At 40.8% G+C, this 20,337-nt stretch carries 13 protein-coding genes, 2 pseudogenes and 1 CRISPR repeat array; of the genes and pseudogenes, 6 read left to right on the forward strand and 9 right to left on the reverse strand.

What is annotated here, in order from left to right:
* Positions 1 to 76, reverse strand: a pseudogene (locus M1F74_RS08365) (IS3 family transposase); the annotation flags it as partial.
* Here M1F74_RS08365 and cas9 point away from each other — a divergent pair.
* The 4 genes and pseudogenes from cas9 to csn2 all read left to right on the forward strand — a co-directional run.
* Positions 70 to 3,969: pseudogene (cas9, locus tag M1F74_RS08370) on the forward strand (type II CRISPR RNA-guided endonuclease Cas9); the annotation flags it as partial. The pseudogenes M1F74_RS08365 and cas9 sit on opposite strands and share 7 nt — an antisense overlap.
* A complete protein-coding gene (cas1, locus tag M1F74_RS08375) occupies positions 3,969 to 4,835 on the forward strand; it encodes a type II CRISPR-associated endonuclease Cas1 (RefSeq protein ID WP_247946827.1) in 867 nt (288 codons plus the stop codon). The pseudogene cas9 and the gene cas1, both read left to right, overlap by 1 nt.
* Positions 4,832 to 5,176, forward strand: coding sequence for a CRISPR-associated endonuclease Cas2 (gene cas2 / locus M1F74_RS08380; protein WP_070837522.1), 345 nt, complete (start codon positions 4,832 to 4,834; stop codon positions 5,174 to 5,176). Before cas1 ends, cas2 begins: the two co-directional genes overlap by 4 nt.
* Positions 5,166 to 5,828 carry a type II-A CRISPR-associated protein Csn2 gene (csn2, locus tag M1F74_RS08385; protein WP_045618030.1) on the forward strand — a complete coding sequence of 221 codons (663 nt, stop codon included), beginning with the start codon at positions 5,166 to 5,168 and terminating at the stop codon, positions 5,826 to 5,828. Before cas2 ends, csn2 begins: the two co-directional genes overlap by 11 nt.
* 90 nt (positions 5,829 to 5,918) lie before the next feature.
* Positions 5,919 to 8,725: direct repeats of the CRISPR family, unit length 36 nt; unit sequence GTTTTAGAGCTGTGTTGTTTCGAATGGTTCCAAAAC.
* A 45-nt stretch (positions 8,726 to 8,770) separates the two neighbouring features.
* Here csn2 and M1F74_RS08390 read toward each other — a convergent pair.
* The 6 genes from M1F74_RS08390 to pbp1b form a co-directional block, all read right to left on the reverse strand.
* Complete coding sequence (locus tag M1F74_RS08390) at positions 8,771 to 9,451, reverse strand: rhomboid family intramembrane serine protease (RefSeq protein WP_247946828.1); 681 nt, start codon at positions 9,449 to 9,451, stop codon at positions 8,771 to 8,773.
* Positions 9,435 to 9,974: a 5-formyltetrahydrofolate cyclo-ligase gene (locus M1F74_RS08395; protein ID WP_247946829.1), complete on the reverse strand. Its 540-nt coding sequence runs from the start codon at positions 9,972 to 9,974 to the stop codon at positions 9,435 to 9,437. The genes M1F74_RS08390 and M1F74_RS08395 overlap by 17 nt, the downstream gene beginning before the upstream one ends.
* 11 nt (positions 9,975 to 9,985) lie before the next feature.
* Positions 9,986 to 11,116 carry an N-acetyldiaminopimelate deacetylase gene (locus M1F74_RS08400; protein WP_247946830.1) on the reverse strand — a complete coding sequence of 377 codons (1,131 nt, stop codon included), beginning with the start codon at positions 11,114 to 11,116 and terminating at the stop codon, positions 9,986 to 9,988.
* Between the two features lie 69 nt (positions 11,117 to 11,185).
* Positions 11,186 to 11,884, reverse strand: coding sequence for a 2,3,4,5-tetrahydropyridine-2,6-dicarboxylate N-acetyltransferase (gene dapD / locus M1F74_RS08405; RefSeq protein ID WP_084852990.1), 699 nt, complete (start codon positions 11,882 to 11,884; stop codon positions 11,186 to 11,188).
* An 84-nt stretch (positions 11,885 to 11,968) separates the two neighbouring features.
* Positions 11,969 to 12,880 (reverse strand): DMT family transporter, encoded by a 912-nt coding sequence (locus M1F74_RS08410; RefSeq protein WP_247946831.1) that lies wholly within the window; start codon positions 12,878 to 12,880, stop codon positions 11,969 to 11,971.
* Positions 12,881 to 12,957: 77 nt separating this feature from the next.
* Positions 12,958 to 15,459: a penicillin-binding protein PBP1B gene (gene pbp1b / locus M1F74_RS08415; RefSeq protein WP_247946832.1), complete on the reverse strand. Its 2,502-nt coding sequence runs from the start codon at positions 15,457 to 15,459 to the stop codon at positions 12,958 to 12,960.
* 140 nt (positions 15,460 to 15,599) lie between these two features.
* Between pbp1b and tyrS the strand changes: the two genes are divergently transcribed.
* Positions 15,600 to 16,856 carry a tyrosine--tRNA ligase gene (tyrS, locus tag M1F74_RS08420; protein WP_000546907.1) on the forward strand — a complete coding sequence of 419 codons (1,257 nt, stop codon included), beginning with the start codon at positions 15,600 to 15,602 and terminating at the stop codon, positions 16,854 to 16,856.
* A 77-nt stretch (positions 16,857 to 16,933) separates the two neighbouring features.
* Here tyrS and M1F74_RS08425 read toward each other — a convergent pair whose 3' ends face one another.
* Both M1F74_RS08425 and M1F74_RS08430 read right to left on the reverse strand, forming a co-directional pair.
* Positions 16,934 to 18,994, reverse strand: a complete 2,061-nt coding sequence (locus tag M1F74_RS08425; RefSeq protein ID WP_000008775.1) for a heavy metal translocating P-type ATPase — start codon at positions 18,992 to 18,994, stop codon at positions 16,934 to 16,936.
* Position 18,995: 1 nt separating this feature from the next.
* The gene (locus M1F74_RS08430) at positions 18,996 to 19,274 is read right to left on the reverse strand and encodes a DUF6110 family protein (protein WP_000910905.1); all 279 of its coding nucleotides are present in this window, start codon (positions 19,272 to 19,274) and stop codon (positions 18,996 to 18,998) included.
* Positions 19,275 to 19,425: 151 nt separating this feature from the next.
* Here M1F74_RS08430 and M1F74_RS08435 point away from each other — a divergent pair, with 151 nt between their 5' ends.
* On the forward strand, positions 19,426 to 20,274 hold the full coding sequence (locus M1F74_RS08435; protein WP_247946833.1) for a putative RNA methyltransferase: 849 nt from the start codon (positions 19,426 to 19,428) through the stop codon (positions 20,272 to 20,274).
* Positions 20,275 to 20,337 lie beyond the last annotated feature (63 nt).

A 20,337-nucleotide genomic window follows, 5' to 3' on the forward strand; every position in this document is an offset into this window, starting at 1 on the left:
GATTGACCGAATAACCACGATTTCTTAGTTCTAAGTGAATCCGACGATAACCATAATTTCCTTTATGCTCACGATAACCGGAAAAATCGTCTTCGCTATCTTCAAGAAATCTTTGCCGAGGAAATGAACAAGGTCGATAGTAGTTTCTTTCATCGATTGGATGACTCCTTTTTAATTCCTGAGGATAAAAGAGGGAGTAAATACCCTATTTTTGCTACCTTGGCAGAAGAAAAAGAATACCATAAGCAATTTCCAACTATCTATCATTTGAGAAAGCAACTGGCTGATTCGAAAGAAAAAGCTGACTTGCGCTTGATCTATCTAGCATTAGCTCATATGATTAAATACCGTGGGCATTTTTTATATGAAGAAGCTTTCGATATAAAAAATAATGATATTCAAAAAATCTTTAACGAGTTTATAAGCATTTACGACAACACCTTTGAAGAAAGTTCACTTAGTGGGCAAAACGCACAAGTAGAAGCAATTTTTACCGATAAAATTAGTAAATCTGCAAAGAGAGAACGCGTTCTAAAACTCTTTCCTGACGAAAAGTCCACTGGTTTGTTTTCGGAATTTCTCAAGTTGATTGTAGGAAATCAAGCTGATTTCAAAAAACATTTTGACTTAGAAGAAAAAGCTCCACTACAATTCTCTAAAGATACCTATGATGAGGATTTGGAAAACGTGCTCGGACAAATTGGAGATGACTTTGCAAACCTTTTCGTGGCCGCTAAAAAACTCTATGATGCGATTCTTCTGTCAGGCATTTTAACTGTCACAGATCCTTCAACCAAGGCTCCACTGTCAGCATCTATGATTGAGCGCTATGAAAATCACCAAAAAGACTTGGCAGCTTTAAAACAATTCATCAAAAACAATCTTCCAGAAAAATATGATGAAGTTTTTTCTGACCAATCTAAAGATGGGTATGCTGGATATATCGATGGTAAGACCACACAAGAAGCATTTTACAAATATATCAAAAATCTTCTCTCTAAATTCGAAGGAACAGATTATTTCCTTGATAAAATCGAACGTGAAGATTTCTTAAGAAAACAACGCACCTTTGATAATGGTTCTATTCCTCATCAAATTCACCTTCAAGAAATGAATGCCATTCTCCGTCGGCAAGGAGAACATTATCCATTTCTGAAGGACAATAAAGAAAAGATAGAAAAAATCTTGACTTTCCGTATTCCTTACTACGTTGGTCCATTGGCTCGTGGCAATCGTGATTTTGCTTGGCTTACTCGAGATTCTGACCAAGCAATCCGACCTTGGAATTTTGAGGAAATTGTTGATAAGGCAAGCTCTGCAGAAGAATTCATCAATAAGATGACCAACTATGATTTGTATTTACCAGAGGAAAAAGTTTTGCCTAAGCACAGCCTGTTGTATGAAACATTTGCTGTCTATAATGAATTAACAAAAGTAAAATTTATTGCAGAAGGATTGAGAGACTATCAATTCCTTGATAGTGGGCAGAAGAAGCAAATTGTCAATCAATTATTTAAAGAAAAAAGAAAAGTAACTGAAAAAGACATCATTCATTATCTACACAATGTTGATGGATACGATGGAATCGAACTAAAAGGGATTGAAAAACAATTTAACGCTAGTCTTTCTACTTACCATGATTTGCTCAAGATTATCAAGGATAAGGAGTTTATGGATGACCCTAAAAATGAAGAGATTCTTGAAAATATCGTCCACACTCTAACAATCTTTGAAGACCGCGAGATGATTAAGCAGCGTCTTGCACAATATGACTCTCTCTTTGATGAAAAAGTCATCAAGGCACTGACTCGTCGACATTATACTGGATGGGGGAAACTTTCTGCTAAGCTAATTAACGGTATCTGTGATAAACAAACTGGCAAAACGGTTCTTGATTATCTGATTGATGACGATTACAACAATCGTAACTTTATGCAGTTAATCAATAATGACAGACTTTCTTTCAAAGAAATTATCCAAAAAGCACAAGTGGTTGGTGAGATTGATGATGTGAAGCAAGTTGTCCGAGAACTCCCAGGAAGCCCTGCCATTAAAAAGGGAATTTTACAAAGTATCAAGATTGTTGATGAACTTGTCAAGGTTATGGGCCATGCTCCCGAGTCCATTGTGATTGAGATGGCACGAGAAAATCAGACAACTGCCCGGGGGAAAAAGAATTCTCAACAAAGATATAAGCGAATTGAAGATGCACTAAAAAATTTAGCACCTGGGCTTGATTCAAATATATTAAAAGAACATCCAACAGATAATATTCAACTTCAAAATGATCGTCTCTTCCTCTACTATCTCCAAAATGGGAGGGATATGTATACTGGGAAACCTCTTGACATCAACCAACTGAGCAGCTATGACATTGACCACATCGTCCCACAGGCTTTTATCAAGGATGATTCTCTTGATAACCGTGTCTTGACGAGTTCAAAGGATAATCGCGGGAAATCCGATAATGTTCCAAGTATAGAAGTTGTTCAAAAAAGAAAAGCTTTTTGGCAACAATTGTTAGATTCCAAATTGATTTCAGAACGTAAATTTAATAATTTAACCAAAGCCGAACGCGGTGGGCTAAATGAGCTTGATAAGGTTGGCTTTATCAAACGCCAACTAGTTGAAACACGACAGATCACAAAACATGTTACTCAAATTTTGGATGCTCGCTATAATACAGAAGTGAATGAGAAGGATAAGAAGAACCGTACCGTCAAAATCATCACTTTGAAATCCAACCTAGTTTCTAATTTCCGTAAAGAATTTAGGTTATACAAGGTACGGGAAATCAATGACTACCACCATGCACATGATGCCTACTTAAATGCCGTAGTGGCTAAGGCCATCCTTAAGAAATATCCTAAACTAGAGCCTGAATTCGTCTATGGTGACTATCAAAAGTACGATCTTAAGCGCTACATCTCAAGATCCAAAGACCCTAAAGACATTGAAAAAGCAACTGAAAAATATTTCTTCTACTCAAACTTGTTGAACTTCTTCAAAGAAGAGGTGCATTACGCAGACGGAACCATCGTAAAAAGAGAAAATATCGAATACTCCAAAGATACTGGAGAAATCGCTTGGAATAAGGAAAAAGATTTCGCAACAGTTAAAAAAGTACTTTCTCTTCCACAGGTGAATATTGTGAAGAAGCGAGAGGTGCAAACAGGTGGCTTCTCTAAAGAGTCCATTCTTCCTAAAGGAAATTCTGATAAGCTAATCCCTCGAAAAACAAAGGATGTACTTTGGGACACTACTAAATATGGGGGATTTGATAGCCCTGTTATCGCCTATTCGATCTTGCTCATTGCCGATATCGAAAAAGGGAAAGCGAAAAAACTGAAGACTGTTAAAACTCTAGTTGGTATTACAATCATGGAAAAAGCTGCTTTTGAGAAGAATCCAATTACTTTCCTTGAAAATAAAGGCTATCATAATGTCCGTAAAGAAAACATCCTCTGCCTACCTAAGTATAGTTTATTTGAACTGGAAAATGGTCGCAGACGACTACTTGCAAGTGCGAAAGAACTTCAAAAAGGCAATGAAATAGTGCTCCCAGTATATTTAACAACCTTGCTCTACCATTCTAAAAATGTCCATAAACTAGACGAACCAGGACATTTGGAATACATTCAGAAACACCGAAATGAATTTAAGGATTTGTTAAATCTTGTATCTGAGTTCTCTCAAAAATATGTCCTCGCTGAAGCGAACCTGGAAAAAATCAAGAACTTATATGCAGACAATGAGCAAGCAGATATAGAAATTCTAGCAAATTCGTTTATCAATTTGTTGACCTTTACTGCTTTGGGTGCTCCTGCTGCCTTTAAATTTTTTGGCAAAGATGTTGATCGAAAACGGTACACAACTGTATCCGAAATCCTCAACGCCACCCTCATCCACCAATCCATCACCGGTCTTTACGAGACTCGGACTGACTTAAGCAAACTAGGAGAAGACTAATGGGATGGAGAACCGTTGTTGTCAATACGCACTCTAAGCTCTCCTACAAGAACAATCACTTGATTTTTAAAGATGCCTCTCGGACAGAGTTGATTCACCTGTCCGAGGTGGACATCCTACTTTTAGAGACGACGGATATCGTTCTCTCCACTATGCTGATTAAACGTTTGGTGGATGAAAATATTCTGGTCATCTTTTGTGATGACAAACGCTTGCCAACGGCATACTTAATGCCCTACTACGGTCGGCATGATTCCAGTTTACAACTCTCTCGGCAAATTACTTGGAGCGAGGAGGCTAAAGCACAAGTTTGGACCACTATTATTGCACAAAAGATTCTCAATCAGGCTTTTTATCTAGGGAGTTGTGGTTTTCTGGAAAAGAGCCAGTCAGTCATCAATCTCTATCATGGGTTGGATTTATTTGATCCTAGCAATCGTGAGGGTCATGCTGCTCGGATTTATTTTAACACTTTGTTTGGAAACGATTTTAGCCGTGAACAAGATAATGATGTCAATGCTGCCTTGGACTATGGTTACACCTTAATTTTGAGTATGTTTGCGCGTGAAATTGTGTTGTCTGGTTGTATGACTCAGTTTGGATTGAAACATGCTAATCAGTTTAATCAATTCAACCTCGCTAGCGATATTATGGAGCCTTTCCGTCCGATTATTGACAGAATCGTCTATGAAAATCGAAACAGTTCTTTTGTCAAAATCAAGCGAGAGCTGTTCACTATTTTCTCAGATACCTTCCACTACAATGGAAAAGATATGTACCTGTCCAATATCGTCAGCGACTATACTAAGAAAGTCATCCAAGCTCTCAATCAACCGGAGAAAGGAGTTCCTGAGTTTAGGATATGAGTTATCGATATATGCGTATGATTTTAATGTTTGATATGCCGGTTGATACTATAGAGGAACGCAAGGCCTATCGGAAATTTCGTAAGTTCCTCATAGATGAGGGATTTATCATGCACCAATTCTCCATCTATAGCAAGCTCTTGCTCAACAACTCTGCTAATAACGCCATGATTGAACGCCTTAAGACGCACAATCCTAAAAAAGGGAACATTACTCTCTTAACCGTTACAGAAAAGCAGTTTTCTCGCATGATTTACTTAAATGGCGAGCGAAATACCAGCGTAGCAAACTCCGACGCACGTTTAGTTTTTCTAGGAGAGGAGCCTAGAGATGAAGATTAATTTCCCATTATTGGATGAACCATTGGCTATTGAAAATGCAACTTTTTTGGTGCTGGAAGACCAATTTACCTTTTCAACTATCGTCAAGCAGTTCTACCAGTACACTGATGATGGAGAGTTAAAGTTGTTTGATAGAAATCTAAAAGCTCTGAAAGAGTCCGAGTTACTAGTGATAACAGATGTCTTAGGATACAATCTCAACTCACCCGCCATGCTCAAGTTGATACATGCAGATCTTGAAAATCAGCTCAATGACAAACCAGAAGTAAAATCCATGATTGAAAAGCTGGTAGCTACGATAACAGAATTGCTGGCATTTGAGTGTTTAGAAAACGAATTGGACCTAGAATACGACGAAATCACCATTCTGGAGTTAATCGATGCGCTAGGGGTCAAAGTTGAAACTCTGAGTGATACACCTTTTGAAAAGATGCTAGAAATTGTCCAAGTTTTTAAATATCTTTCCAAAAAGAAACTCCTTGTTTTCATCAATGCATCCGCCTATCTATCAAAGGATGAGTTGGTAAATCTGATAGAGTATATCCAACTCAATCAACTAAGGGTTTTATTTGTCGAACCTCGAAAAGTCTATGATTTTCCGCAGTATGTGCTGGATCAAGACTATTTCTTGAACCCTGAGAATATGGTATAATAAGAGTAACAATTGGAACCTGACGAGCTGAAGTCTGGCTGGGACGAATGGCGCGATTACGAAATTTCGTGAGAAAAATTTTTCTACGAGGTTTTAGAGCTGTGTTGTTTCGAATGGTTCCAAAACTTTCGTAAGAAGTTAAGGGGTGGTGATTTAGTTTTAGAGCTGTGTTGTTTCGAATGGTTCCAAAACTCTGCGTTGGCATTATCCATCGCTTGCTCTGTTTTAGAGCTGTGTTGTTTCGAATGGTTCCAAAACTTTTCTTGGATACGGAACTGAGCAATGCGTGTTTTAGAGCTGTGTTGTTTCGAATGGTTCCAAAACTAATGGAATCACTCTTCGTCATGTTGTTGTGTTTTAGAGCTGTGTTGTTTCGAATGGTTCCAAAACGAGGCTGAAGATGCTGAAGACGGTGACGATGTTTTAGAGCTGTGTTGTTTCGAATGGTTCCAAAACGCATAAATAGTGCAATATAGTCAAGGGCTGGTTTTAGAGCTGTGTTGTTTCGAATGGTTCCAAAACCTGCATATATCAATCCATTCCGTGTCCTCAGTTTTAGAGCTGTGTTGTTTCGAATGGTTCCAAAACCCGTTATCGATGTGAATGACCCCTTGCGTAGTTTTAGAGCTGTGTTGTTTCGAATGGTTCCAAAACACAATTGGTAGCGGAGTTTTCAGTCGGTCAGTTTTAGAGCTGTGTTGTTTCGAATGGTTCCAAAACAAAGTTCGAAAGGTAGGTGACGTTGATGCTGTTTTAGAGCTGTGTTGTTTCGAATGGTTCCAAAACTTGAACCGAAAACCTACTACTTCTACAACCGTTTTAGAGCTGTGTTGTTTCGAATGGTTCCAAAACCTTTTGTCCAAGGGCTATCCAGGAAAATAAGTTTTAGAGCTGTGTTGTTTCGAATGGTTCCAAAACAACTAATCTTACCTACTACGGAACCAATCAGTTTTAGAGCTGTGTTGTTTCGAATGGTTCCAAAACACGGTGGTAGATGGAGACCAGGTAACTGGAGTTTTAGAGCTGTGTTGTTTCGAATGGTTCCAAAACATGAATTCGGTTTTGAAAGCATTAAAGTAAGTTTTAGAGCTGTGTTGTTTCGAATGGTTCCAAAACGTATCATTTAATTCAGTCTTACTACCACTCGTTTTAGAGCTGTGTTGTTTCGAATGGTTCCAAAACACGCTATCCAGGAAGTGTTGAACCCTCAAGGTTTTAGAGCTGTGTTGTTTCGAATGGTTCCAAAACAATTGTATCGGATTTAAAGACAGGTAAAACGTTTTAGAGCTGTGTTGTTTCGAATGGTTCCAAAACTAGATACTGGTCTTCGATTGGTGTCATGTTGTTTTAGAGCTGTGTTGTTTCGAATGGTTCCAAAACCAACCGTTACAGAGGAAGGAGAGTAAACATGTTTTAGAGCTGTGTTGTTTCGAATGGTTCCAAAACTCTAAAACAGTTGTAACTCGTGCACAAGATGTTTTAGAGCTGTGTTGTTTCGAATGGTTCCAAAACTTCTTTTTTATCCATAGCCACGCTGTATCAGTTTTAGAGCTGTGTTGTTTCGAATGGTTCCAAAACGCAGTCTAGGCATAAAAAGAAGAATAGGGGGTTTTAGAGCTGTGTTGTTTCGAATGGTTCCAAAACAGAAAATATGTTGGTATATGGAAAATTTGTGTTTTAGAGCTGTGTTGTTTCGAATGGTTCCAAAACCACCGGTGTCAGGGTCTACAATACTGAACCGTTTTAGAGCTGTGTTGTTTCGAATGGTTCCAAAACAACTTGAGCCACAACTTAGATAAATTGCCTGTTTTAGAGCTGTGTTGTTTCGAATGGTTCCAAAACAATTCACGACAAATCTTCTTAATCGTCTCCGTTTTAGAGCTGTGTTGTTTCGAATGGTTCCAAAACCACTAAAGAGGATCCAGACTTTTATCGCTTGTTTTAGAGCTGTGTTGTTTCGAATGGTTCCAAAACAATGCTTCGAACTCTTTTATTCGCCCCGTCGTTTTAGAGCTGTGTTGTTTCGAATGGTTCCAAAACTAAAACAAAAGGTAGAACGCTTCATAAGTTGTTTTAGAGCTGTGTTGTTTCGAATGGTTCCAAAACGAACGCACTTGCTAACATGCAGGCTAAAATGTTTTAGAGCTGTGTTGTTTCGAATGGTTCCAAAACCTTTTGAGATAGCAGACGATTTTTCCATTCGTTTTAGAGCTGTGTTGTTTCGAATGGTTCCAAAACTTTTATATGCTGATGCTTTCCGTTTCGGCTGTTTTAGAGCTGTGTTGTTTCGAATGGTTCCAAAACAGTATTTTACTGGCAAAACTAAAAAGGTCGGTTTTAGAGCTGTGTTGTTTCGAATGGTTCCAAAACTAAAACAAAAGGTAGAACGCTTCATAAGTTGTTTTAGAGCTGTGTTGTTTCGAATGGTTCCAAAACGAACGCACTTGCTAACATGCAGGCTAAAATGTTTTAGAGCTGTGTTGTTTCGAATGGTTCCAAAACCTTTTGAGATAGCAGACGATTTTTCCATTCGTTTTAGAGCTGTGTTGTTTCGAATGGTTCCAAAACCGCCTAGTCGTTCAATTAGAGAATAATGGGTTTTAGAGCTGTGTTGTTTCGAATGGTTCCAAAACTGCTGGATAAATTGCACGATGAAAAGTTAAGTTTTAGAGCTGTGTTGTTTCGAATGGTTCCAAAACTTAAGTGCTTACAAAAACAGTCCTTTCATTGTTTTAGAGCTGTGTTGTTTCGAATGGTTCCAAAACACCACATCATTCCTGATACGACCAACTCCTGTTTTAGAGCTGTGTTGTTTCGAATGGTTCCAAAACTTGACAAGTTGAATCCATTTTTTATGTTGTGTTTTAGAGCTGTGTTGTTTCGAATGGTTCCAATCTACACAAAAAGCTACTCATTCTTTGAGTAGCTTTTTAACTATCCCCCTACACATAGCTCATTCCCTTATAGCAAAGGAAAACGGCTAGTGCGATAAAAAGTACAGTTGCTCCGATTCGCTGGCTGGTACTATACATCCTTCTCTCCCATTTGACTGGAAATATGACTGCTAGAAAGGCACCTCCTACTGCACCTCCGATATGCCCAGCTAGGCTGATTCCTGGAATCAGAATACTTCCAATGATATTTATCACGAAAAGCGTCAGGTAGGATTGCCCCAACTGCTGGATATAGGGGCTGCGAGTCGCGTAACGCAAAACGATAATCGCAGCAAATAGTCCGTAAAGAGAAGTGGATGCTCCTGCTGCTACAACTTTCGGTGTGAAAGCAAAAACAAAGAGATTGCCCATCATTCCCGATAAGAGATAGAGAAAGAAGAACTGCTTAGAGCCGAAAATCTCCTCCACCTGTCGTCCAAGAAAGTAGAGTGAAATCATATTGACAATGAAATGCTCCCATCCAATATGCACAAATATAGCCGAAAATAGGCGCCAAATCTGCTCTGGGAACAGGCGAATGATCGGTCCATACATAGCTCCAAACTGAAACAGAGTTTTGGCCTGATCAAAGTTTATACCCGTAGTAATCAGCATCAGTAAAAATACAAGGCCAGTCACTAGGAGGAAAAAACTGGTCACAGGGTAACGTTTATCAAAGATTTCCTTCATAGATCAATACCTCCTGAACGGGAATATCGTGGCTATCTGGATGAAATGTTTGGATTTGACAAGGATAGATTGTACTCATGGTATGCCCAGCAAAATGTTCCAGATAGCGGTCATAATATCCTCCACCATATCCGATCCGATAGCCCTCTGTTGTAAAAGCCAAACCCGGAACATGGATTAAATCAATCTGAGACGGATTCACCACTTCCAAGTCTCCTTGCGGTTCCAGTAAACCAAAGGAAGTTTTTGCCAACTGCTGCGGATGATAGACCACAAACTCCATGCGCCCCTTGGGATAGGTTTTGGGTATCAGAACCTTTTTGCCGTCCTTCAGCGCTTGCTCGATCAATTCTTGCGTTTGAAATTCATGAGGGAAGGAGAGATAGGTTGCGATGGTCTTGGCTTCTTGGTAAAAAGGGTGTTGTAAGGAACGCTTAGTTAAAACTTGGTCCATAGCCTGTTTTTGCTCCTGAGATAAAGCCTTCATTTCTTGTAAAATTTTCTTGCGTAGTTCTGCTTTCATAGACAATTCCTCTACTCTGCTGCCTTCTTTTTCAAGAAACTAGAGACCGCATCTACCCCAATGGCTAAGGCTTCTTCCTTAGGACTCATCTGAGGGTGATGAAGGGCGTAGGGACTATCGATACCTAGCCAGAACATAACGCCGTCTACCTTCGAAAGGAGATAACCAAAATCTTCGCCTGTCATAGCAGGCTCGATATCAATCAACTCAATCCCATCTTTCTCTTCAAAAAAGTCCATCAGTTCACGCGCCAAGGCTGGATTGTTCTCCACAGGTAGGTAGCCTCCTTGCTTGAGTTCTACTTCGACTTCCATATCAAAGGCTGCTGCAACACCTTCTGCGACTGTCTTGACTCTTTTTTGTACCAAGAGGCTCACGTCCTGAGTCAAGGCCCGAATGGTTCCGTGTAAAAAGGCTGTGTCTGTAATGACATTGTTGGTTGTTCCAGCTTGGAAAAGGCCAAAGGTCACCACCGCTCCCTCGATGGGATTGACATTGCGGCTGACAACTGACTGTACTTGGGTCACAAAGTAACTAGCAGCCACCAAGGCGTCATTGGCTTCATGGGGAAAAGCTGCATGTCCTCCTTTTCCTTTGAAACGAACCTTCACCTCACAAGTCCCTGCAAAGAGCGTATGGGTGTTGGTCGCAATCTGTCCAACCTTCAGATCTGGACGAACATGAAGGCCATAAAATTGGTCTGGCAACCAGTCCCCAAAAGCACCATCCTCATACATGAGCATCCCACCGGCTTCATTCTCCTCAGCAGGCTGAAATAGGAAGAGCAGATTATTTTTGGGTTGCTCCTCAAGAGCGCGCTCAAGACAGCCCAAGGCAATGGTCATATGAAAATCATGTCCACAAGCGTGCATACGACCTTGGTGTTGAGAGGCGAAAGGTAGACCTGTTTGTTCGATGATAGGCAGGCCATCAATATCTGTCCGCCAACCAATGGTTCGCTCCGGCTGATTTCCCTGCAAATAGACCAAAATACCTGTCCGCCAAGTACGAACCTGAACAAAATTCTTGCCCGTAGTCAATTTTTCAATCATATCCAGCAAATAAGCCTGAGTCTTAAACTCCTCCAAGCCAATCTCTGGAATCTGGTGTAAATCTCGTCTAATCTGAATCAAATCTAACATCTATCGATCCTCCTTTTGATAGAAGAAAGAGGCTGGAAAAAGGGTTCCGCCTCTTTTTTACTTTTACAATTACAAGGTACGAAGCGCATCCTCAAGCGCTGTTTTTTGTTGGGTTTGGGCATCAATTTCTTTGATAATACGAGCCGGAACACCTGCCACTACCACGTTTTCTGGAACATCTTGGGTAACGATAGCTCCTGCTGCAACAACTGAACCACTGCCGATTTGAACTCCTTCGATCAACACTGCATTAGCACCGATAAGAACATTATCTCCGACACGGACTGGATCTGCGCTAGCTGGCTCAATTACACCTGCCAAAACTGCACCTGCACCAACGTGGCTGTTTTTCCCAACGATAGCACGGCCACCAAGGATGGCACCCATGTCAATCATGGTTCCAGCACCAATTTCAGCACCGATATTGATAACAGCTCCCATCATGATAACAGCATTGTCACCAATTTCAACCTGGTCACGGATAATAGCACCTGGCTCGATACGAGCGTTGATCGCACGTTTATCTAGCAAAGGAACTGCAGAATTACGAGCATCTTGCTCGACAACGTAATCTTGATTTTCTACCAAACCTTCAAGAAGCGGAGCGACATCCTTCCAGTCTCCGAATAAAACATTTCCTAGTTTGACAACAGAGCTAGGCACAGCAGATGCGAGTTGCCCCTCAAAGGTTACTTTGACACTGGTTTTCTTTTCAGCATTGGCGATAAATTGGATAATTTCTTGAGCGTTCATTTTTGTAGCAGTCATAGGCGCCTCCTGGTTCGTTATAATGATACCTATTCTACCAAAAAAGGCCTCAAATTTGAAGCCTCAACTATCAAATAAGCATCTTTACTTGGCTTGTTTTGCTTCTTCTACAGATAAGAAAATCATCGGAATGATAATCAACACCATAGCTAAAGCCAAAAAACCATCCATGACCAATCCCAGAAAAAGAACACTTAATAATGCTGAAGAAAGAGGTTCGCTAGCACTCACCACCGATACAACCAGCGGGGAAACGAGTGATACAGCCTTCATAGATAGGAAAAAGGCAAAAGCAGTCCCAAACACGGCAATCATCAGACAAATCAGCACACTTACCAGATCCACTTGAAAACTTATCTGATAAATAGGGTAAAGGAAATTACTAAAGAGCCCTGCGAGAATCATCCCCCAACCAACAGTAGGTACAAAACCATAGTGGCGGGCAAATCGTTGGGGCAAGATGACATTAAACATGACGCCTACTGCACTGAGCAAGCCTGTCACTAGAGCCAAAGGTGTCATGGACAACTGGGACACATCCCCTTTTGTGGCCATCAAAAAAACACCTAGCATGGCAATCAAAACATAGAGAATCGCTGTAATCGAAGCCTTCTTCTGGTAGACAATGCGATTGTAAAACAAAATAAAAACGGGGCTGATAAATTGTAAAATAGTTGCCGTCGTCGCATTGGAATACTCAACACAAAGATAGAAGAAAAACTGCACAGAAAAAATACCTAGAATAGCATAGGCTAAAAAAGGTAGATAATTTTTCTTATCTTTCCAGATATCCAACAAGCGACCACGCAACTGAAAGGCAGATAACCCTAAAACCAAACTCCCCGCCACAAGCAACCGCATAGAGGTAATCCAACCTGACGATACTGGGTAATGAGTGAAAAAATACTCTCCTAAAATCCCGCAAATCCCCCAGATTAGGCCTGAGAGTAGCGAGTATAGTGTTCCCTTAACAATCTTTTTCTGATAATGATTCATACTCCTATTGTAACACGAAACTAACAAAGAAAAAAGTAGCAACAAGGGGAAATTACTAACATTGCTGCTACTCTATCTTAACGATTAAATAGACGTGAACGTCCTGAAGAGCCACTCTGAGTATTTCCACTCGAACTTGTTGTTCCCGAACCGCTACTTGAGCTTGGAGGAGTCACTGCAGGAATGCTTCCTAAAATATTCTTCCAAGCATCCTGATAATCTGCATCGCTTCCTCCAATAGCAAAGCGGTAGGTGGTTACTGGCGCCCCTTCTTTAGTAGCCCAGTAACTTGTTACGGTAGAACCGGAAACGTTAACTTCTTTGCCATTGATTGAAGCCTTGCCCGGTTTCTCCCCTGTCGACTTGAGAACTTGTGACTTGGTCACACTTGAGTCAAGATTAAAGCGCTCATTCCCCCAAATGCCAGGTTTTGCTTGTTGAATGGCATTAACCAAGTGAGCCATATAGTTGGCATTGCGGTAGTGGCCTGCTCCTTTAACTAGTGGGCGGTTGTCATCGTGACCTAGCCAGCCACCCAAGGTCAAGCGAGGCGTAGAAAGCATAAGCCACATGTTTTCATCTTCATTGGTTGTACCAGTTTTTCCAATCCAGTCGGCGCTAGCGAGGCTTGGATTGATGGTAGCCAAGTCTGTTTGGAAACTTGAGGTAATCCGAGATGAAATAACATCGCGAAGCAAGCTTTGCATGATGGTCGCTGTCGCTTTTGAGTAAACTTGGGCAGGTTTATCTTTATGTTCATAAACCACTCGACCATCTGTTGATTCGATCTTCGCAATCATATGTTTCTTATGGTAAACTCCGTTGTTGGCCAAAGTCTGATATCCGTTAGTATGCTGAGCAACTGTAACGTCAATTCCTCCGCCCATCGGTAAACTCTCAATACCATATTCTGGGATTTCGTAACCCATTTTTTCCATATAGCCTTTAACATCAACACCCTTCTCTCGGAGTGTACGATAAGTCCAGTAGGCTGGGATATTCCATGAGTAGTTGAGGGCCTCCCCTAACGTCATCATCCCTGTACCAGGACTATTGACATACATGATAGGATTGCCGTTTGAAAAGTTGGTTGGATAGTTTGATAAGATACTTGCACTTCCCATCAGACCTTGGTCAATGGCAATACTGTAAGCCAATATCGGCTTAGTAGTCGAAGCAGGAGAACGTTTTGTGTCGATAGCATGGTTATTCTGATTTTTTTGATAATTGCGACCACCGACAAATCCAAGAATAGCTCCTGTTTGGTTGTCCATGAGGACATTCCCCACCTCAGGCTGTCCTGTCGAATCATCTAGCAGATAGCCGTAGGTTGCCACCGCATTTTGCATCGCAGCATGAATATTTTTATTGATAGTCGTCGTAATCTTATATCCACCATTTTCAATTTCCTTAGTCGCTAAATCACGATAAGCTTTCTGGATGGATTCATTCTTTTGCTCTTGTACAGAAACATTATCTCTCTGAATCAGGTAGTCATACATCCGATCAGTGGCTTCTGCCAAGGTTGCGAAGTAGAGATAGTCACGTGAAGTACCACTAACACTACCTGATGGTAGGAAATCTTTCTTAAAGTCATAATCTTTGTACTTATCGTAATCTTCCTGACTTAGAGCCCCTGTCCGGTACATATTATAGAGAACATCTCTAGCCCGTTTGATCCCCAGAGCCAAATCCTCCTCGCTCTTCATACTACCGTCAGATTCATAAGGGGAGTAACTAATTGGGCTCTGTGGCAATCCTGCGATAAAGGCTGCTTGAGGGACCGTTAAATCCGAAGCCTTAACCCCAAAGATCCCTTCTGCAGCCTGCTGGGCACCTGCAATATTTTGGCCTTTATGATTGCGACCAAAAGGAGCAATGTTGAGGTAGGTTGTTAAAATCTCATCCTTACCCATAGCCCGTTCTAAAGCCAAGGCATCAATAATTTCTTTGGCCTTACGAGCTAGAGTGGGAGCGTCCCCCACTACTTGTTGCTTGATGACCTGCTGAGTCAAGGTCGAACCACCACTAGACGATCCCAAACCGACAAAGGTTCCCAGAGTCGCACGAATAACGGCCTTTGGCACGACTCCCTTGTGCTCGTTGAAATTCTCGTCCTCTGTCGCAATGATAGCCTTCTTAAGATTGTCTGAGATAGCATCTGAAGCGACTGAAGTGCGCAACAAATCGCCCTCGATCGAGGCAATGGTACTGCCGTCAGAATAAGTGATTTCTGAGATAGAGGCAATATCCTTCACTTGCTTGACCAACTCTTCTGCTTGAGGTACCTGGGCCTTGTCAAATAGAGCGACTCCATAACCCATAGCCACCCCAGCACCAAACAGTCCACCGATAAAACCTAGGATAAAGAGAGTATTAAAAACTATTTTAAACCCACTCAAAACCTTAGCAAAATTAGACCCTGCCTTTCCAACTTTGTCAGAAGAGGTCCCCTTTTTACCGGTTTTCTTATCAGCCAGTTTTTCTGCTAGTCTTTTCTTCCATTTTGCAATTCGTTGCATTAGCTGCTGGAAAAAATGCAGCATTTTTGTTTTTAATTCATTAATTCTTTCTTTCATGAATGTCCTCGCTTTCTCTATTATACCATAAAAGGAAAACTTTCAATAAAATAGCCACTTTCTTCCCTATTCTACTAGGCTATTAATCAAGTTTGTGATACAATAGGTAGAAACAATATTTTATAAAGGAGAAAAGACACATGCACATTTTTGATGAGCTAAAAGAGCGTGGTTTGATTTTTCAAACGACTGATGAAGAAGCTTTGCGCAAAGCCCTAGAAGAAGGTCAAGTTTCTTATTATACTGGCTACGATCCAACTGCTGACAGCCTTCACCTAGGCCACCTTGTCGCAATCTTGACAAGTCGTCGTTTGCAACTAGCAGGTCACAAACCTTATGCGCTCGTTGGCGGTGCAACAGGTCTCATCGGAGATCCGTCCTTCAAAGATGCTGAGCGTAGTCTCCAAACAAAAGACACAGTAGAGGGCTGGGTCAAGTCTATCCAAGGACAACTTTCTCGTTTTCTTGACTTTGAAAATGGGGAAAATAAAGCTGTCATGGTCAACAACTACGACTGGTTTGGCAGCATCAGCTTCATTGACTTCCTCCGTGATGTCGGAAAATACTTCACTGTCAACTACATGATGAGCAAGGAGTCTGTGAAGAAACGGATTGAAACAGGGATTTCTTACACTGAGTTTGCCTACCAAATCATGCAAGGGTATGACTTCTACGTCCTTAACCAAGAGCACAACGTAACGCTACAAATCGGTGGTTCTGACCAGTGGGGCAATATGACAGCTGGTACCGAATTGCTTCGTCGTAAGGCTGACAAGACAGGCCACGTGATTACAGTTCCCCTCATCACAGACGCAACTGGTAAGAAATTTGGTAAATCAGAAGGAAACGCAGTCTGGCTCAACCCTGAAAAGACTTCTCCATACGAAATGTACCAATTCTGGATGAACGTGATGGATGCTGACGCTGTTCGCTTCTTGAAAATCTTTACCTTCTTATCACTTGATGAGATTGAAGACATCCGCAAACAATTTGAAGCTGCTCCACACGAACGCTTGGCTCAAAAAGTCCTGGCTCGTGAAGTCGTGACTCTTGTTCACGGAGAAGAAGCTTACAAAGAAGCTCTTAACATAACTGAGCAACTCTTTGCTGGAAACATCAAAAACCTTTCTGTCAAAGAACTCAAACAAGGACTTCGTGGAGTGCCAAACTACCAAGTACAGGCAGACGAAAACCACAATATCGTGGAACTTCTCGTCTCATCTGGTGTGGTCAATTCAAAACGCCAAGCCCGTGAAGACGTTCAAAACGGAGCTATCTACGTCAACGGCGACCGTATCCAAGACCTTGACTATGTCTTGAGCGACGCAGATAAGTTAGAAAACGAACTCACTGTTATCCGCCGCGGGAAGAAGAAATACTTTGTGTTGACTTACTAAATTGTTAAACATTTACCTATAAACAAAGGAGTTACCATCGAGAAAGGTAACTCCTTTTTGCTGTGAATAGTCCCCATCTATCCCTTAATAGACAGGCTACGCAGGACTATGCGTAAGGTTGTTAGATTATGTAGGATAGAGAGGTTTGAAGGACTGAGCCAATTAAACAAGCCAAAGCCAATCAAACTACTATTTACGACAACGGTATCTTGAATATTCTTCTTGATGAGTGTTTGCAAAGATGATGATAGCCAATCCAACTCTTGGAAGAAATCCAAACGATTATCTAACAATAAGATATCGCTCATCTGCTTAGAAATATCTGCACTCTCATTCATCACCACACCGATATCTGATAGGGTTAGAGCCGCTGAGTCATTCAATCCATCTCCAACCATCAAAATCGTGTGACCTGCTTTCTGCAGTTCCTCTACTAACTCAAATTTCCCATCAGGTTTCAAGTCTGTATAGACCTGATCAAAGGGCAAATCTTTGACTAATTCCTCTGTCCTAACCAAGGTATCCCCTGTTGCCAGAATCAATTTTTTCCCTTGTGCCTTAAGTTTCTCCAAGGCTGCTTTTGCTTCTTTTCTCAAAGGAGTATGAATGCAGAACATTCCAATCAATTCATTCTGATAAGCCAAGAATAAGAGATTGTAGTGACTCTTGTACTCTTCAATTAAAGCATTTTGTTCTGAACTGATATGAATCTGCTCATCCTGCATCAAGACATAATTCCCAATAAGAACTGGTTGGCCATCTATATGAGATTTGATCCCCTTGCTTGCAATATATTGGAGTTTCCCATGCATTTCCTCATGTTCAATTCCCTCTATCTCAGCTTGCTTGACGATGGCATTAGCAATAGGATGATAAATGTGTTCCTCAAGACAGGCACTGATTCTGAGAATATCTTCCTCACTATAGTCCCCAAAAGGTAACACCTTTTCAACTATAGGATAACTAGTTGTGATTGTTCCCGTCTTATCAAACAAGAAAGTATCAACTTCCAGATATTTCTCCAGAACATCCCCATCCTTAATCACCATTTCACGGTTCAACCCCTCCTTGATAGCTGTCAAATAAGCTACAGGAGTAGAGATTTTCAAAGCGCAGGAGAAATCGACTAATAGGAAAGAAATAGCCTTAGAAAAAGAACCTGTTAATAGGTAAGTTAGCCCAGCCCCCAAGAAATTATATTTGACGACCTTATCCGCCATCTTGATGAAATAGCGTTGTTTCGTTTTCTTGTTTTCTTCAGATTTCTTCATTAACTCAATCAGTTGTAAAATCCGGCTGTTCATCTGATTATCGGTTACACGAATGCGTAACTCTCCAGTTTCTAATACTGTATTTGCACAAACCAAATCAGACTCTCTTTTTTCAACTGGAAAACTCTCTCCCGTCAAGGAACTTTCGTTGACCATACCTAAACCTGAAACTACTTGTCCATCAAACAGAATTTCATTTCCTTGAGATAGGACCAAGACATCTCCTATTTGAACATCGGAACTCTTGATACTAACAACCGTATCGCCCTGTACTAAGAATACGTCGCTCTCTTTTGCAAGAAGGCTTTGTTCTAAATCTGTTGCAGTTTTTTTCAAAGACCACTGATCTAAATGATTCCCCAAATCAAGCATAAACATGATATTGCTAGCTGTCTTGGATTGGTTCATAAACAAGGACAATAAAATCGCCGAACAGTCCAAGACTTCCATCGTTAGTTCCTTACGCGCTAGTGTTTGATAGGCTTCTCTAATATAACCCAAAGCCTGATAACAAGTCCATATATAGCGAATAGGATACGGCACAAAACTACGAAAAAGTACACGCTTAATCGCTGCACCTGAAACAATAGAATAAGCACTCTCTTCTCTACGAATGGGAAGAGTCATCAACTCAGAAACTTTCCCTTTATCAATTCTTTTTAAAAAGGCTTCTGCATTATCTAATACAGAAAAGCCTTCTTTTATGCGTAGAGTAAAGTGCTGTTGATCCATGTAAAACTGGATAGACTCAATCCCCTTTTCATCTCTCGCCAAGGAACGAAGATAGTCTTGAATATCCAAGGTAAGTGAAAAAGAAGATGATAGTCGGATATGTTGGTATCCTCTATGTAGCACTTTAAAAGACATATTATTCTCCTATAAGGCTATCTAATTGCTCTTCTTTTTTCTCTTGCTCGTACAAATATTTGGCATCTTGCAAGACATCGTCTCCATGTTGTTTCACAATAGAAACAGATGCATCCAATTCGTCTTTCAATTTGTAAGCCTTAGCCAAAGCTTTAGAATAGCCTTTTTTAGCTTCTTTACTTGCCAAGATTTTCAAACCAAGAGTGCCAAATGCTACACCACCCAAAAAGAGTGATGATTTTTTCGCAGCTTTTGCGATGGTTAATACTTCTTTTAACATAGTCGTTTCCTCCTTATCATTATTATATAGCAATTTAGATATAAAAGCAATTTCATTTTATAAATTGGAGAATTAGTTTTATTTCTACTGAATCTCCCATCTACTTATTTCTAAAGTTGCTTTCATTTGCCTCTTTTGATACACTTAAACTATGAATACAAATCTCAAACCCAAACTTCAGCGCTTCGCTGCTGCGACTGCCTTTGCCTGTCCTATCTGCCAAGAAAATCTAACCTTAATAGAGAGCAGTCTCAAGTGTAGCAATCGTCATTCTTTTGACTTGGCAAAATTTGGCTATGTCAACTTGGCTCCTCAAATCAAGCAATCTGCCAACTACGACAAGGAAAACTTTCAAAACCGCCAAGAAATCCTAGAGGCTGGCTTTTATCAGGCTATCTTAGAAGGTATCTCCGACTTACTAGCCACTAAACCATCCGCAAAAACAGTCTTGGATATCGGTTGTGGCGAAGGCTTCTACTCTCGCAAGCTCCAAGAAAGTCACTCTGACAAAACCTTTTACGCCTTTGATATTTCAAAAGATTCCGTTCAAATCGCTGCCAAGAGCGAACCAAACTGGGCGGTCAACTGGTTTGTTGGGGACTTAGCTCGCCTTCCTATAAAAGACGCCAGCATGGATATCCTGCTTGATATCTTCTCTCCTGCCAACTATGGGGAATTTCGTCGCGTTCTATCCAAAGATGGAATCTTGATAAAGGTCATCCCAACTGAAAATCACCTCAAAGAAATCCGTCAGATGGTGCAGGACCAGCTAACAAAGAAGGATTATTCTAATCAAGATATCAAAGAACACTTCCAGGAACACTTCAGCATCCAATCTCGTCAGATTGCCTCCTTAACAAAACCTATCACAGCAGAGCAACGCCAAGCCCTGCTTGCCATGACACCCTTACTGTTTCATGTTGACCAAACCAAGATTGACTGGAGCCAACTGACAGAGATTACCATCGAAGCAGAGATCCTTGTGGGGAAAGTATTGTAAGCTAGTTTTGGAGATACTACAAAACCCGCACCTCTTTTTGAAGTGCGGGTTTAAATCGCGATT

This window comes from Streptococcus oralis (genome assembly GCF_023109315.1).
Taxonomy (GTDB): Bacteria; Bacillota; Bacilli; order Lactobacillales; family Streptococcaceae; genus Streptococcus; species Streptococcus oralis_BS.

Bases quoted from the DNA above. Each gene is read 5' to 3' on its own strand.
- cas1 (WP_247946827.1), top strand. From the start codon at position 3,969: ATGGGATGGAGAACCGTTGTTGTCAATACGCACTCTAAGCTCTCCTAC.
- cas2 (WP_070837522.1), top strand. From the start codon at position 4,832: ATGAGTTATCGATATATGCGTATGATTTTAATGTTTGATATGCCGGTT.
- csn2 (WP_045618030.1), top strand. From the start codon at position 5,166: ATGAAGATTAATTTCCCATTATTGGATGAACCATTGGCTATTGAAAAT.
- M1F74_RS08390 (WP_247946828.1), bottom strand. From the start codon at position 9,451: ATGAAGGAAATCTTTGATAAACGTTACCCTGTGACCAGTTTTTTCCTC.
- M1F74_RS08395 (WP_247946829.1), bottom strand. From the start codon at position 9,974: ATGAAAGCAGAACTACGCAAGAAAATTTTACAAGAAATGAAGGCTTTA.
- M1F74_RS08400 (WP_247946830.1), bottom strand. From the start codon at position 11,116: ATGTTAGATTTGATTCAGATTAGACGAGATTTACACCAGATTCCAGAG.
- dapD (WP_084852990.1), bottom strand. From the start codon at position 11,884: ATGACTGCTACAAAAATGAACGCTCAAGAAATTATCCAATTTATCGCC.
- M1F74_RS08410 (WP_247946831.1), bottom strand. From the start codon at position 12,880: ATGAATCATTATCAGAAAAAGATTGTTAAGGGAACACTATACTCGCTA.
- pbp1b (WP_247946832.1), bottom strand. From the start codon at position 15,459: ATGAAAGAAAGAATTAATGAATTAAAAACAAAAATGCTGCATTTTTTC.
- tyrS (WP_000546907.1), top strand. From the start codon at position 15,600: ATGCACATTTTTGATGAGCTAAAAGAGCGTGGTTTGATTTTTCAAACG.
- M1F74_RS08425 (WP_000008775.1), bottom strand. From the start codon at position 18,994: ATGTCTTTTAAAGTGCTACATAGAGGATACCAACATATCCGACTATCA.
- M1F74_RS08430 (WP_000910905.1), bottom strand. From the start codon at position 19,274: ATGTTAAAAGAAGTATTAACCATCGCAAAAGCTGCGAAAAAATCATCA.
- M1F74_RS08435 (WP_247946833.1), top strand. From the start codon at position 19,426: ATGAATACAAATCTCAAACCCAAACTTCAGCGCTTCGCTGCTGCGACT.